The 13935-nt window shown below is 40.9% G+C and carries 9 protein-coding genes and 1 pseudogene; 1 reads left to right on the forward strand and 9 read right to left on the reverse strand.

Annotated elements, in window-relative coordinates; all coding sequences use genetic code 11:
- Positions 1 to 481: 481 nt before the first annotated feature.
- From cas6 to ppsA, 9 genes are all read right to left on the reverse strand, one after another.
- Positions 482 to 1231 carry a CRISPR-associated endoribonuclease Cas6 gene (gene cas6, locus N667_RS0118095; RefSeq protein WP_027410798.1) on the reverse strand — a complete coding sequence of 250 codons (750 nt, stop codon included), beginning with the start codon at positions 1229 to 1231 and terminating at the stop codon, positions 482 to 484.
- Between the two features lie 15 nt (positions 1232 to 1246).
- Positions 1247 to 1510: a CRISPR-associated endonuclease Cas2 gene (cas2, locus tag N667_RS0118100; RefSeq protein WP_027410799.1), complete on the reverse strand. Its 264-nt coding sequence runs from the start codon at positions 1508 to 1510 to the stop codon at positions 1247 to 1249.
- 11 nt (positions 1511 to 1521) lie between these two features.
- Positions 1522 to 2523: a type I-B CRISPR-associated endonuclease Cas1b gene (gene cas1b, locus N667_RS0118105; RefSeq protein ID WP_027410800.1), complete on the reverse strand. Its 1002-nt coding sequence runs from the start codon at positions 2521 to 2523 to the stop codon at positions 1522 to 1524.
- A gap of 1 nt (position 2524) precedes the next feature.
- Positions 2525 to 3034 carry a CRISPR-associated protein Cas4 gene (gene cas4, locus N667_RS0118110; protein ID WP_027410801.1) on the reverse strand — a complete coding sequence of 170 codons (510 nt, stop codon included), beginning with the start codon at positions 3032 to 3034 and terminating at the stop codon, positions 2525 to 2527.
- Positions 3035 to 3042: 8 nt separating this feature from the next.
- Complete coding sequence (locus N667_RS0118115) at positions 3043 to 5382, reverse strand: CRISPR-associated helicase/endonuclease Cas3 (protein ID WP_027410802.1); 2340 nt, start codon at positions 5380 to 5382, stop codon at positions 3043 to 3045.
- Between the two features lie 53 nt (positions 5383 to 5435).
- Positions 5436 to 6155, reverse strand: coding sequence for a type I-B CRISPR-associated protein Cas5b (cas5b, locus tag N667_RS0118120; RefSeq protein ID WP_027410803.1), 720 nt, complete (start codon positions 6153 to 6155; stop codon positions 5436 to 5438).
- A 12-nt stretch (positions 6156 to 6167) separates the two neighbouring features.
- Positions 6168 to 7130, reverse strand: coding sequence for a type I-B CRISPR-associated protein Cas7/Csh2 (gene cas7b / locus N667_RS0118125; RefSeq protein WP_027410804.1), 963 nt, complete (start codon positions 7128 to 7130; stop codon positions 6168 to 6170).
- Entirely contained in the window at positions 7120 to 8841 is a 1722-nt protein-coding gene (locus N667_RS0118130) for a TIGR02556 family CRISPR-associated protein (RefSeq protein ID WP_027410805.1), read from the reverse strand. Before N667_RS0118130 ends, cas7b begins: the two co-directional genes overlap by 11 nt.
- 1097 nt (positions 8842 to 9938) lie before the next feature.
- Positions 9939 to 12548 (reverse strand): phosphoenolpyruvate synthase, encoded by a 2610-nt coding sequence (gene ppsA / locus N667_RS0118135; RefSeq protein ID WP_027410806.1) that lies wholly within the window; start codon positions 12546 to 12548, stop codon positions 9939 to 9941.
- Positions 12549 to 13736: 1188 nt separating this feature from the next.
- On the opposite strand from ppsA, the pseudogene N667_RS19680 reads away from it, so the two are divergent.
- Positions 13737 to 13935: pseudogene (locus tag N667_RS19680) on the forward strand (RNA-guided endonuclease TnpB family protein); the annotation flags it as partial.

A 13935-nucleotide genomic window follows, 5' to 3' on the forward strand; every position in this document is an offset into this window, starting at 1 on the left:
AGGTTTCAATTCCTCATAGGTACGATACAAACTTTGCGTCCTGCCAAAATGATGTGTGTACGTGCCGAGTTTCAATTCCTCATAGGTACGATACAAACACTTCACTTCCGCAGCCTTCGCATTTTCGCTTTCCGAGTTTCAATTCCTCATAGGTACGATACAAACAAAAGGGGTTAAAAAAGATTGTTTCTTTATTGGATTGTTTCAATTCCTCATAGGTACGATACAAACCGATGGTGATCTACTTATCAGCGAGCCAATGGAATTGGTTTCAATTCCTCATAGGTACGATACAAACCCCCAAAAAAGTACTGATACATCAATACATGGAAAAGATATACAACGTCATTATACATATGTTTTAAAATTCGGTCAATATTTTCTATCCATTGATGCTTCGGGGAAAATCGCAAAACGTGGGCTGTCGTCGATCTCCTAGGATTTTTGCAGGATTGGAGGTCGACGACAGTTGTGAAATTTTTCACTTTGTTTTTGCAAGACGGAACATGCCAAATCCTTGTGAATTTCGTCCACCGATGCCCACACGGTATAAAAACGTTAAATTTTCCGGGGAGGAGATAAGCTTATACCGTCCTTTCCATGCCGTAATGTAAAAACCCTTAAAAACCGTTACAACGCGATCGCTTTTCCGAACATTGACAGGTTTAATCAACAGTCGGTCGCTTGGCGGAACTCCGTAATACGCTTCATACTTATTGTGAAAATTCCGTTCAATTAGATGTGGAAATACTTCATCATTCGGATTAAAAAATTGTGTTTTTTTCTTTCCATCCACCGTTTCATATGTACTGTATACGGTCATTGGAGACAGCATGTCAATTTCAATCTCACGTTGCTGAATGGTTCGTTTTTCTGCTTCCACTCGTTCAATAATGACACGTTGATTAGCAAGTTGCACATATGGTTGAAGAAGCAAAAATTCCCCTAACTGTTGCGTCAGTTCAGGAAGTACCGTGCCAACGTGCCATTGGAACGAATCAACAAACGTAATTTCTTTTTCAGCGTGATGAATACGGTGTTCACCGAATAAGCGGCTAAATGTAAATAATTTGAACGTTCGCTTTTCTTTGCGAAATCCTCGTTCATGCAAAAAGTAGGCAAACGATTCATCGCTCAACGAACGATACAATAACCCTTGCAAATAATGTTGATAATGAAGCGGGAAAGTTGCCGCTCCATCTGCTCCCCGTAATGTAATCGTCAAACGCATCTAGTTTCTTCCTCTCTACAAAATAAACTCTTCTCCACCTTTTTTCAATCCAAACTCTTCGCGCTTCGAATACTTTTGCGTCCGGAACGTATAAAAGATGACCGAATCCTCATCTGGGTCCATAATGTTTTGCAGCTCCATTTTTAATTTCTTATAATTCGCCGCTGTTACTTCTCCTTCAAATACAGAATTTTGCACCCAGTGAAGATATTTGCGTGCAATTTTCAGCGCTTTCGCTACGCGTTTTTCATTAAAATCATACACTAGGATTACAAACACTGTACAGTCACCTACCACTTTGCCGCATATGGCTCATACTGCTTTTCACCGAGCAAATGTTTTTGAATTTTATACAATTCAAGCCGGATCAATCGCCGATACGACACCGATTTCCCTAAATGCCGGTGCTGCACGGTTGTTTGCATCTTTTTCTCCAATTCGCTAATAAACAATTTTCGCCCTTCTTCAGACAAAAGAATGCCATCTGTTAGCTTTTCAAAATGTTTTTTCGTCAACATTTTCTTATTAATCAGCGAGAAAATGAGACGATCCACAATAATTGGTTTGAAAATTTCCGCGACATCTAGATTCAAAGAAAAACGCCGGAAATTTGTGCTATGTAAAAAGCCGATGCGCGGGTCGAGATATGTTTTGTATATTTCACTCAAGCACATCGTATAGACGATCGAGTTGCCAAAGCTAATGAGCGCATTAAGACGGTTGTGCGGCGGGCGTTTTGTCCGTTTTTCAAACACAAAGTCAGGATGGCGGATAATCGTGTCAAAAGTGCTGTAATATTTTTCGCGCATATGTCCTTCTGACGCCATGAGCTGCTCAACCGACTGCGCCTCAGATAACGACATCATTTCGCGATCAAAGCTATCTAATACATCATTAAAAATCTCTTTTTCTTCTAATCTTCCCCTGTAATACTTCAAAACTCGGCTCATCTGCTGGATGGAACCTTCAATAAAGCGACGTGCTAAATCAAGGCGTTTGTGCGCATCTAAATAATGCTCCGCCTGCTTTAAAATCACATGCCCCGCGTTCAAATGCTCGCGCGGATAAAACGAACCGACATAGTAGCCGTAATGATTAAAATAATGGATAATAATCTCCTTTTGCGCCGCAAATTCCAAAAATTTTTTCGTGACATCCACCTCGCCAAAAATATAAAGATCGTTTGTGTTTTCGACCGGGAGATGCTTTTTTTGTCCTTCAGTTTCTAAATATAAACTGTTGTCTTTTCGGCGAAGCTCACCGTTTTGAAAAATATAAAATGTTTTTTTCATCCTACTCCTCCGCCCAACAATATTCTCGATATGCGCATGTTGCGCAAAATTGAATTTTCTTTGGCGCTGGCGGCACCGGGAGACGGGCAATAAGGCGAATATCGCCTATTGTCTTCTTTAATTCCGCGCTCGCTTCTTCCGTCCACTCGACTGTTTCCTTTTTCCGCTCTTCCGGGAACAATAGCTCCCCTTTCGCCTGAATCCCCATTTGACGCAACTGTTCCAAATAATAAAGAAGCTGCATTTTGGCGCTTTTCAAATAACGAGATGATTTTTTCACTTCCCCAATGATGATCTGCCCATCTTCTCGGCGAATGCGGTCTACGATGATATTCCCGATTGAAATTTCTTGTTTATTTCGCTGATAGTACGTCTCTGAAATAAATCGGCCAATATCCAACGATTCATCCTCTTGATCAGGCGCAATTTGGTGCTTCATCAACCAAACTTCGCGCTGACATATGTAGTAATACCATATGTCCGTTCCGGTGACAGGCATTTCGTAATCCATCATCTCACCTACCATATAATTCCTTCGCTTTTTGTTTTATAGCCCATCGTCTGATCATAAAAATCAGCGAGGGAATACAAATTCACATAGCCCATGTTGTATAAGATGGGCGGTTTATGGTCGACCTTTCTCGGAATGGAAATCACATACTGATAAAAATACGCTTTGATGGCCGCAAATTCCCTTTGTCTCTCGAAAGGATTTTTGATTCGGACAATCTCTTCAAAACGTTGAAAGATTTGTACCGCCTCTTCATCGAGTTCAACAAAAACATCAAACCGGTCTTCGCCGGATTCAATCAAGCGAAACTGTGATACAGGCACGCGTTCCGTTGTCGCTTCTCCATCAAAATACAACGTTTTAATTCCTTTTAAGATTTGTAGCGATTCCCGATTGTTCATTTTTGAAGACAACTGCTGAAAATATTCTTCAATTAAATGAAAAAACTCTTTTTCTTCTACGATTTCATACGTTTTAAGCATCGACTGCGTTAAATCAATACGCACTAAATCGTAAATGTAACTCGCATACCGGCGTTTGCCGTCTGTCAGTGAAACAACATGCACTTCTCCTGCCCGCAAGCCGTGTCTGTTGCACCGGCCAGCCGCCTGATGAATCGAATCTAAAGGAGCAAGGTCGCGGTATACTACGTCAAAGTCAATATCAACTCCCGCTTCGACAAGCTGCGTACTAACGACAATTCGATACGTGCCATCCTTGATGGCCGCAATCCGCCGCAAGCGCTCTTTCGGTGGAATATGAGTGGATAAAAACGTCATGACCGTTTGATCCGCCATTTCCGCCAACTGCTCGTACAACTTTTTGGCGCAATCAATGGTATTGACAATAAACAGATAGCTTTTATCTTCGTGAAGCTGCAACTGCTCCACAAACGATTCGATCGTGATATTTTCTTGAACATGCGGGACTAACTTGACACGCGATAATGATTGAAAGTAGACGGACGGTTCAACAAGTTGAATCGTCTCACGTTTATCGAAAATGGCTGGTGTCGTTGCCGTGCTAAATAAAAAATAACAGTTTAATTCCTTCGCAAGCACTTGAAACATTTCCCGCACCGTCAACCAATACCGATGCGGAATGGCTTGAATTTCGTCAATAACGATTATCGCATTCGCCAATCGATGAAACTTTCGGATTGCCTTATTTTTATTTGTAAAGATGGTATGAAAGAGCTGCACAAATGTCGTGAGTATCACTTCTGAGTTCCAACCTTCGATTAACAACTTGGCGGTATCGTAATTGACATCGTATTTTTCTTCTTCTTTGACGACCGAATAGTTTATTTCTGATAAATGATGGTGCGATAAAAACAGGCGGTGATCGATGTCCATGCCGTTTGCTTGGAAAATCGACTTTAACACATCGCCTGTTTGGTCGATAATGCTTAAAAATGGCAAACTATATATAATCCGAGGAATGACTCCTTTTTTCGTTTGCATTTCTTCCCGGAGCCGGAGCGCAAATTGAAGGGACGCGAGCGTTTTTCCCATCCCTGTCGGCAACTGCAACGAATAGAAGTGGTTGTTTAAATCAATCTCATAATCGACGATTTCTTGAAACGCCTTTTCACGCAGTTCGTTCATCGCGTTTCGTTCCCATTGTTGCTTTTGCTTGTAAACTTGCACAAGATGCGCTGGCAACGTGAACCGCTCTGAAAACTCCCAGCTTTCCTTCTGCATAATCCCCGCTTCCGACTTATCCGCATCTAGCAGAAGTGAGAATAGAAACAAAAATTGAACATAAGGGACCAACGATTCGTTTTCCTCATTCCAACGCATAATGCCGCGGCGAATTTTGCGGCTTTTTGTAAACATCGCTTCAACAGCGGCTTCGAATTGAGACTTGGTAAACGGCTGTTCTGTCACAATGGGAAAAAGCGCTTCGTACGTGTGGTTTAACAGTGCAAAATCGATCGATTCAATTTGCTGGAATAGTTGTTGCCGCATGTCGCTGTCAAACTGCTTAAACTCCTCCAACCAGTTATCTAGATCGCCGTGATGACGTTTGACAATTAAAAAGGCGAGCCACTTCCATATATCTTCTACGCCATCCACTTGTTCGATGTACGACATGAACACAAAGGCAGAAAGCAGCGCGTGGCTCTTTAATTGTTGCGGCACGTTTCGTTGGCGGATGTAGTCTTGAAAATAGCGATGCGATTTTCCGATATCATGAAATAAAGCGATCGATTCGCATAAATGCTGGTACCATTTTTGCTGGGAAAACTCTAATTTTGTCTCGCTCAAAAATAAAGTTGACAGCGACCGAACACCGTCAATGTGATGCTGTAACGGATAGTCGGGATGCGAATATAGAACATTCATACAGACCCTCCATAGACAATAAAAGCACGTATGGATGAACATACGTGCTTGTTTTAATTCAAAAACACAATGTTAATTCCGTTTTCATTTGCCCAATACAAGTCAACCACAGCCTTCAGCGATTGACCGGAGGCATCAAACAATACTTCGTCGTAGTGGAGCACAACCCGTTCATCATTCATGGCTATCGGCAAACGCTCTTTTAAATATTCTTTTCCCGGTTCAATTTCCAATTTTCGCAACAGCCGCTCTGGTATCGCTGTTGCAATACTTACAGTCTCCCTATCATTCTTTTGTTCAAACGATTGGAAAGCAACAAACTCTACATTGGCAATACATTCGCTTAATCCAAGTGATACGGTATACACATTTTGATGATTTTGTACATATTCAACGAGGCGAGAAAACAGGGCCGAATCATCAATATGAACATAGCAACGAAACTTTGGAAATCGCAAAAATTCCGTGCGAATTTGCGTGCGTGCGCCTTCCCTCCGTTGCTTTGGCACCCATACGTTTCCCTTCGTATTAACATGGTTCAACCCGATGCGTATTTTTTTAACAGGTTGCAATACTTGAATCGCAACTTTTAAGGTATGTTGATTGAGCAATCGTAAATATTGGTTTTCTTCTTTTTCCAAGCCAATAATAGCCCCTACAATTCCATAAAAAGAAGTCGGCGGAATGACTGAATAGGTCAAGGGTGAAGACGTCGAATAAATTTTGCGGAAATGAGCAAAATCGGCGTGAATATCAAAAACAAGGACATCCATATAGCTTCACCCTTAAAACTCTTTCTTCTCTACAAGAAATCCCTTGCTTTTTAAACTTTCAAATAAATCTTCACTGCAAACAAGCCGTTCATCTTGTGCGATTTCAATTCGTTCAATGCGTTCTTTATACTTTTCTAGCACTTGAACGAGATTGCCGACATCTAACACATAGTCTTGCACATCGCGGATTTCTTCTTCTGCCTTTTCCGCATGCAATGAAACGTATTTATCTAACTCGCCGATTTGGAAGTGTTTTTCTTTATACACAACTCTTACTAACAGCCGCGGAACTTGTCCGACTTTTGAGCGCGAAATCAAGCTTTTCGTTCCGTTCCACATCGCTTCAAGCATCAATTCAACATCTTCTTCGGTTAGCTTTGTAGATTGAGCCGCCATTTCATTAATAACGCCGTAAAACGAAATAAGCGAATACGGCAGCACATACTCTTCGCGGAACGTTTTGTTCGATTTTTTGCTTCCTGACGCAAACGCTCCTGTTCCTTTGACGTACTCAAGCTTCACCGCATGCAACGACTGCCCCATTTTAAACTGAACAGGACCTGTATGCGTAATGGAACTCGCTTCTTTATTGCTTTTTTCAATCGGCAACGTTACTCCGAACAAGCGAACGTCAATGCAGCTGTTTAATACTTGTTCGTTAATAACCGCTTTCATTTCCGCAAGCGAAAGCTTAGCTTTATTCAGCTTTTCTCCGTCTTTCACTAAAAAATCTTCCGCGCGCGTTTTCGCGTCTTGAATATGTTCATTTTCATCAGCAATCTCCCGAACGAAAATCTCTTTTCCTAAATATTCATAGAGATAATCGCGAATCGTGCGCTTGAGCCGCACGTCCGTGACGATATTCTTTCCCGTTTGTTCGTCAATGCGCGGTTTATTCTCGTCTACTGGATCCCCATTAGGATTAGCCCACGCAAGATCATATAAAAATAACAGCTCTGAACGATTAGTTAGCATCAGCCGTTTCCTCCTCATTTGCGAATAATTGTTCTTTAACCTTTGAACATAAATTCATCCCGCATACGAAATAAAAATTCAATTCGTCAACGGACATCTTCCACGTCTTTTGTGACATCATAAAGAGCGTAGAAATTTCCTCCGCCAAGCGCTGATGACTTCGTTGATACATGTCGTATTCTTGCAGTTTATTAATGACTTTCGGAAGCAGCCCTTTCATGGTGCGCTCATCCATCTTCAGTCCCATCAGTTGCTTTAAAAACGGTTGGCTGTTTCGTTTCATTCGTTGCACATCGAGCAACATTTGCGTGAGTGCGCCAAGCAAAAAGATCGCTTTCTTTTCATTTGTATCCATTTGCTGGCCGAACGCTTCAAATAAAGAAGCAAAACGACTTTCCACTTCATTTCCCCCTTTTATTGTCAATACGCCGCATTGCTCTAGAAAAAGAATAACGGCAATTGCTTGTCTTACTTTATAAAAAAATGTTGGATCCGACTCTGCTTCATAGAAATCTTTGCGAATTTCTTGCATAATAAATTTAAGTAAAAATGAAAAGTGTAGTTCTCGTTTTTTAAACACATGGTCTACAATCGTTAAAAAATATTTATCGACATTGCTCTGAAAGAACGTCCGAATCGCGCCAAAATGAAACGATTGTTGGTCGCTAAACTCAAGAGCTTTTTCCACATGTTTCTTTGCCTGGAATAGCTGTCGCAACCTTGACGGCAACACATCTTCAATGAGCAATAAAATTCGTTCGGCGCTTTGAATTTTCTGCAAAAACATTAGCTGAATGGATAGCGTATTCTCCACCTCTGCTAACGTCGCTAAAACATCTTCTTCTGTTGTCATAAACGACTGTACTTTTCTGTCTTTGATGCGGATATCTTTTGCTTGTGAAAAAAGAAGGTACATAATGTCCTGATATTCCTCTTCAGCAAAGGACGGGGATAAAACGAATTTAGGAATTAATAAATATGATAGTCCGTAAAAATTAAAACGCAATTTTTCCTCGATCACTTTTCGTCCTTCTTCAATAAAAGCTTTGCAATTTAAACAAACAGGGAAATTCCTCCATGCCTTGGATTCATGGAAACCTCCTGAAATAAATCCCGGCTTGTCCAACGTATAAAAGCGAAACACAGACATTTTTCCTATAACAATGTCTTTCTTCTCGCCGCATATAGAACATAACTGATGCTCTGCATACAGTTCCAAATCCTTTTCATTAACGAGAAATAAAAACTCCTCAACAAATAAAGGGAGGTCATATAAAAATTGATCATTTACTTTGATTGATAAAATAGCTCTGTCATTCAGCTCCGAAAATTTTTGGTGCAGTTGCGCTAGAATGGCTTCTTGCTTATCAAGAAGCAAATGATACATTTCGCGAAAATACGGCTTTTCTTCGCTCTCTACTTTTTTAAACCATCCTAAAACTTTTTGATGAAAGGTGTTATCAAGCGTAGTAATTCTAGCTGTAGGAGAGTAGTTGATCCCCCTTGAGGAGCCGTTTCTAAATAAATACTTTTTAAAATCATCGTTTGCTTCTTCTACCTCAATACCGATCCACTCAAATGCCCCGTTTTCCTCATGAAACAAAATATTAAGAACATATGGATAACCATGGTCTTCAATGAGTTGATCGACGATGGATTTGTTGGATTTCTCAAGCATCCATTTGCCTATTTGGGCAATCGCTTCTATCAAATCTTCACCCCCAAAACAAGATAAACGGTAAATATGAACTAGTAAACTAGTTATAGTTATATTTTCTCATAAATTGTATAAATTTCAATATCACTTTCAATAAAATTTTTGAAAATTAGGAACAATAGGGTAGTAATTCTCTAGGTTATTTAGCCAATTTCTCGTATAGCTCAATAAAACCAATGAATCTCCTCCACCTACACTCTGTTTAGAGGTGAAGGTGATTGTGGATATATTAAACCAATTTAGAACCCTAAATTGAGTATGCAGATTGCATAGTTACGTATGTAACTGTTAGCAAAAGAAAATATATCAGTCACTCTTCTTTAGAACAATTGACACAAACGATTGCATCTTAATCCCTAATTATAATGAACGTATATAAAACAAAAAACAGTGCATAAACACATGCAACCGATTGCATTTGTTTATGCACAACAGATGGGGGATCATTCTTACAATATTTATTATACAATGAATTCATAACATTTTCTAATAAAAAATCTAAAAATTTAAATAAATCAAAAAGTATTTTCTGCCATTTACACTTTGTACTAACTTGTACCGCAAAGATTGATATTAATAAAGTTTCTAAGTGAGAACGTGTATACACTTCATGAAAAAACGATTTGCAAGATAACACCACCTAAAAGATATTTATAACAAAACATAACGCGTTCACATTCGGTATCTAAAAAACTAAGGAGATACTCCCTACTCAATCTATCCGCATGCCCGAACAAAAACTCTCCTAATCACGAATCAGGTATTCCAATGTTTTTCTATTCCTCATAATTAATATGATGAAATCGGCATTTGGAAAATGGATACAATGCTACTAGATATTTATCTAAAAATTCAATCAACTTCTTCTTTTTCTTATCAATATGGGAATTTTAGCTGTTAAAAATGTGTCGTCGATCTCCCGAGATTTTTGCACGATTAGAGGTCGACGACACAAGAGTTGGTTTAACTCATCACTCGTAGCGAATCATGTCCATCGTAAAAGCGTGTTGCAATGATTGACGAATGTTAGCTTGATAATACAAGAATTCTTCCAAAACCACTTACTTTGCTTTCCTTGACATAATCAGCCATTACAATATTTCGATATACCCTTCTGTTCCATTCACGCGAATTCGTTGCCCATCTTTTATCCGTTTGGTGGCATTCTCCACACCGACCACTGCTGGTAAGCCATATTCACGTGCGATCACTGCTCCGTGAGTCATCAGTCCTCCCACCTCCGTGACCAGGCCTTTAATGGATACAAACAATGGTGTCCAGCTAGGATCGGTATAGGTGGTGACCAAAATATCTCCATCCTCTAGATCAGCATCTTCCATGTTTAAGATGACGCGCGCTCGTCCCTCAATCACTCCGGAAGAAACAGGCAGGCCGGCAATCGCTTCTTCAGGAAGATTTTTCCGTTTGTACCTACCTGTGATGATTTCACCATCAGACGTCATAACTCGCGGCGGCGTCAGTTTTTCATAGAATTTGTACTCGTCTTTTCGTTTTTTGATGATCTGGTAATCCAGCTTCTTTGTGCGTACGACTTCGTGAAGTTCTTCAAAAGTGAGAAAATAAATATCTTCTTTTTCTTGTACAACACCCGCTTGGACGAGTTGATCGGCTTCTTTCAGTAAGGCCTGCTTGTAAACAAAATAGTGATTCACCATGACGTATTTGGGATACTCCCGATATCCGATGAAATTTCGCAATACGTCGATCATCCGTTTGGTTTCTTTGGCTTTTTGTTCACCATCCGGTAATTGCCTCAATCGATTTAATAACTCTTGTTCTTTTTTTAAGGCAACACGCCGCCCTTGCTCAAATTTCAGATGGCCGGCATTAGGCTCAAAGTTTTTAATGTTATTGAGAATCATGGGGACAAGTGTAGTTGGTTTTTCACTCCATCGAGTTCTCGTTATATCGATTTCTCCGGCACATCGCATTCCATATTTGTTGAGATAAGCACAGATGGCATCGCGGGCTTCCTTTCCACCATCCAACTGGACCAGTCTATCCAAAAAGTGATCATCTGATACATGCTGTAGATATTCAACCACTTCCGGATAAGGACGAATCACATCTGCGACATCCAATAACGCCAGCCCCATTTCCGATGTAATATTGTTGGGTACCGATTGGGAAAGCGTGTCTGCTGCGTTTTTCTCACCTAACCACTTGTTCATTTTTTCATTGATCCAGGATGAAGCGTTCATAGCAGCCATAATCACACCCGAACTTTGTGATAAAAACCGCTTTAATTGCTGGATATCTTCCAGAATGAAATCAAACAAATCCGCCTCTGATTTCAATTGGATGTTTTGTTTTAACTCTGCGATCAATGTTTGACCGCGCTGAATCAAGTCAGAAACGATTGCCGGATCGTTTTCGATTTGTGTTTGAATACCCGCAGACGGCCTGTCTTGGTTGTATTTGCGTGGACTCTGTTCCTGATTATCATTTGGCAACGATTTTATGAAATCGCCTCGCTCGATGATGGTCATCAGTGCGTCTTTTATGAGCGGATCTGATGTTCCAAAGGTATTGAGCCACCTTTCTCTCTTGTCAGGTGAAGCCAGGATATGTGTCACATCAACAAACAACCTTCCGCCGGCTGTACGCATGGGCGCATTCGTTGTTAACAGGAAAAAAGACAATCCCAATGGTTTCATAGGGTCGGTCATCATTTGCTGGTGACCGACGGAGATATAAACGTGATTTTCCTGATCATTTGCTTCAGGAATGGGGTATAACGTTGTGATGGGCCGACTCTGGACAATGTAAAATGTATCATCAACCAAGCACCATTCAATATCTTGTGGCTGGCCGAAATAAGCTTCGATCTGTCTGCCGATGCTTGCCAGTTCTAAAATTTGTTCATCCGTAATTGCTTGGGTTGTTTGCTGATCAGGATCGATCTGCCGTGTTTCAGTTCCGCCTTCCTTTCGTCCATAGACCGCCAATTTTTTGGTTGCGATCCGCTTATCCACGATTTCCCCATCCCGTATTTTATAACAATCAGCAGATACCAAGCCGGAGACCAGTGCTTCCCCAAGCCCAAAACTGGCATCGATTGACAGCAACTTTCGGTTAGAAGTAATCGGATCGGCAGTAAATAAAATCCCTGAAGCCTGAGGGAAAACCATCCTTTGAACAACCACGGATATATAAACTTGGCTGTGGTCAAACCCATTTTGCATACGATAGATTACCGCGCGATCCGTAAATAGAGAAGCCCAACATTTGCGGATATGTTGCAAGATCGCTTCTTTACCGATGATATTTAAATAGGTGTCTAGTTGACCCGCAAAAGAGGCGTGCGGCAAATCTTCAGCAGTCGCACTAGAGCGCACGGCATAAGCATGTTCTTCACCAAACTGGGAGAGATAGTGAGCAACGGCTTTCACAACATCGGAAGGAATTTCTACTTCCATAAGAGTTTGTCGAATCTCTCTGCTGATTTCGCCAATTTGATCTCGATCTTCCACTTTTAGCTTTTTCAGTCGATCCAACAGAGCATGATACGTTTCGTTTTGTTCGATGGCTTTTCTATATCCCGCTGTTGTAACGCAAAATCCTTCTGGTACTTGGATTCCTTGGATTTTCGATAATTCCCCTAAATTTAACCCTTTTCCGCCAACGAGCAAAAGCTGCGTTTTTTCGATTTCCTGAAAACCGAGAACCAAAGAACTCATTCAATATCTCTCCTCATCATTAAATTAAAAAAAACATTTGACAAGAGTTAACCGGCGTGTTACAATTATAATGTAATAGTCTGTAATTATAACCATAGAATATGTCGCAGCTTATCTGATTATATCATTGTGTCTGTTTTTGTGCAATAAAAAGAACCTAGTAAAATTTTCTAGGTTCTTTTTTTATTTTTTCACTTTCATTAGTCGCATCAAAAAACTAGCTCAAGCCGACTCCGTCACTGCATACCGCTGCTCTAAAATCGTCGTCCACGCCGCCATTCTGATTGGCAAGGGCGATAACCTTGGTCATTTAACTTTCCTCCTTCATGCAAAAATATCGGTACATCTTCGAAACCGAGATAACCGACTTTTTTGATTCGGTTGTCTTATATTCCGCTAAGTTCCCGATCGCATACGCCATTCAGGTTCCAGTAGACTAACCTTCGCAGAGGTTCGAGTCTTCTCGGCCGCACCATAGTATGGGTTCAACTCCAGGCAATCTGGAGTTTTTTTGTTGCATAGTGTTGAAAATCACTTTATCTGTCGACAATTTCACCAAAAGGACAGTATTTGAATGACGGTGATTCCAGTCCAATAAAACCGTCATTGTCCTAAACTGCATCGTCAAACGACTGTCCTGGAGGGGATTGTTCGAATACAGTGGAAAAGGCAAGCGAAGCGGTCCTCGATGCTGGGATAGTGGAAATGATAGGCTGCCGACAAGGCCGCTACATCACATCCGCTGGAGACTCAGCGTCAAGGATGTCTTTACGGGGCGTTTTCAGTTCAATGTTTCAATCCCTCATAGTTAAGATAAAAACTTTTTTAAGTAGGTTTTATGTACATTGTGACCTCTCCGTTTCAATCCCTCATAGTTAAGATAAAAACTCCAATTAACCATTGATATATCAATAATTAACTACTACCACACCTATACATAGCTTAAAAAATTAGTACAATCTTCAAGAGGGCTTGTGGTTGTAGGAAATGCGAAAAAATAAGATGTCGTCGATCCTCCAGGATTTTAGCGTGATTGGGGATCGACGACCATTTAACACATTCACCGAGAAGTCTCCCACCTCTAAATGGAATGTAGCTGGGAGATGAATCGGGCGTTTTGGCTTTTCTAAACAGAACGTATGTGCTATAATGGTCTTAGCCAAAATGCAGAGAAAGGGAGGAATGACGATGCTCCGCGGTCAAAAAGTCGCCTTTCGTGCCTCCAAGAGGGATCTCGAACGGCTATGGGCCTGCAACCGAGAGTCAGCCCGCGTTTGGAATGAGTGTCTTCGGCTATCGAAAGAATACTTCCTTCAACACGGCCGCCGCATCTCAAAAAGCGAACTGCAAAAGCACACGAAAGGCCGCTTCCATCTTCACAGCCAGT

It is taken from the genome of Anoxybacillus tepidamans PS2 (assembly GCF_000620165.1).
In the GTDB taxonomy this organism is placed as follows: domain Bacteria; phylum Bacillota; class Bacilli; order Bacillales; family Anoxybacillaceae; genus Anoxybacteroides; species Anoxybacteroides tepidamans_A.

What these genes read in the sequence shown, in the direction of transcription:
- cas6 (WP_027410798.1), bottom strand. Translation starts at nt 1,231, where the DNA reads ATGCGTTTGACGATTACATTACGGGGAGCAGATGGAGCGGCAACTTTC.
- cas1b (WP_027410800.1), bottom strand. Translation starts at nt 2,523, where the DNA reads ATGAAAAAAACATTTTATATTTTTCAAAACGGTGAGCTTCGCCGAAAA.
- cas4 (WP_027410801.1), bottom strand. Translation starts at nt 3,034, where the DNA reads ATGGATTACGAAATGCCTGTCACCGGAACGGACATATGGTATTACTAC.
- N667_RS0118115 (WP_027410802.1), bottom strand. Translation starts at nt 5,382, where the DNA reads ATGAATGTTCTATATTCGCATCCCGACTATCCGTTACAGCATCACATT.
- cas5b (WP_027410803.1), bottom strand. Translation starts at nt 6,155, where the DNA reads ATGGATGTCCTTGTTTTTGATATTCACGCCGATTTTGCTCATTTCCGC.
- cas7b (WP_027410804.1), bottom strand. Translation starts at nt 7,130, where the DNA reads ATGCTAACTAATCGTTCAGAGCTGTTATTTTTATATGATCTTGCGTGG.
- ppsA (WP_027410806.1), bottom strand. Translation starts at nt 12,548, where the DNA reads ATGAGTTCTTTGGTTCTCGGTTTTCAGGAAATCGAAAAAACGCAGCTT.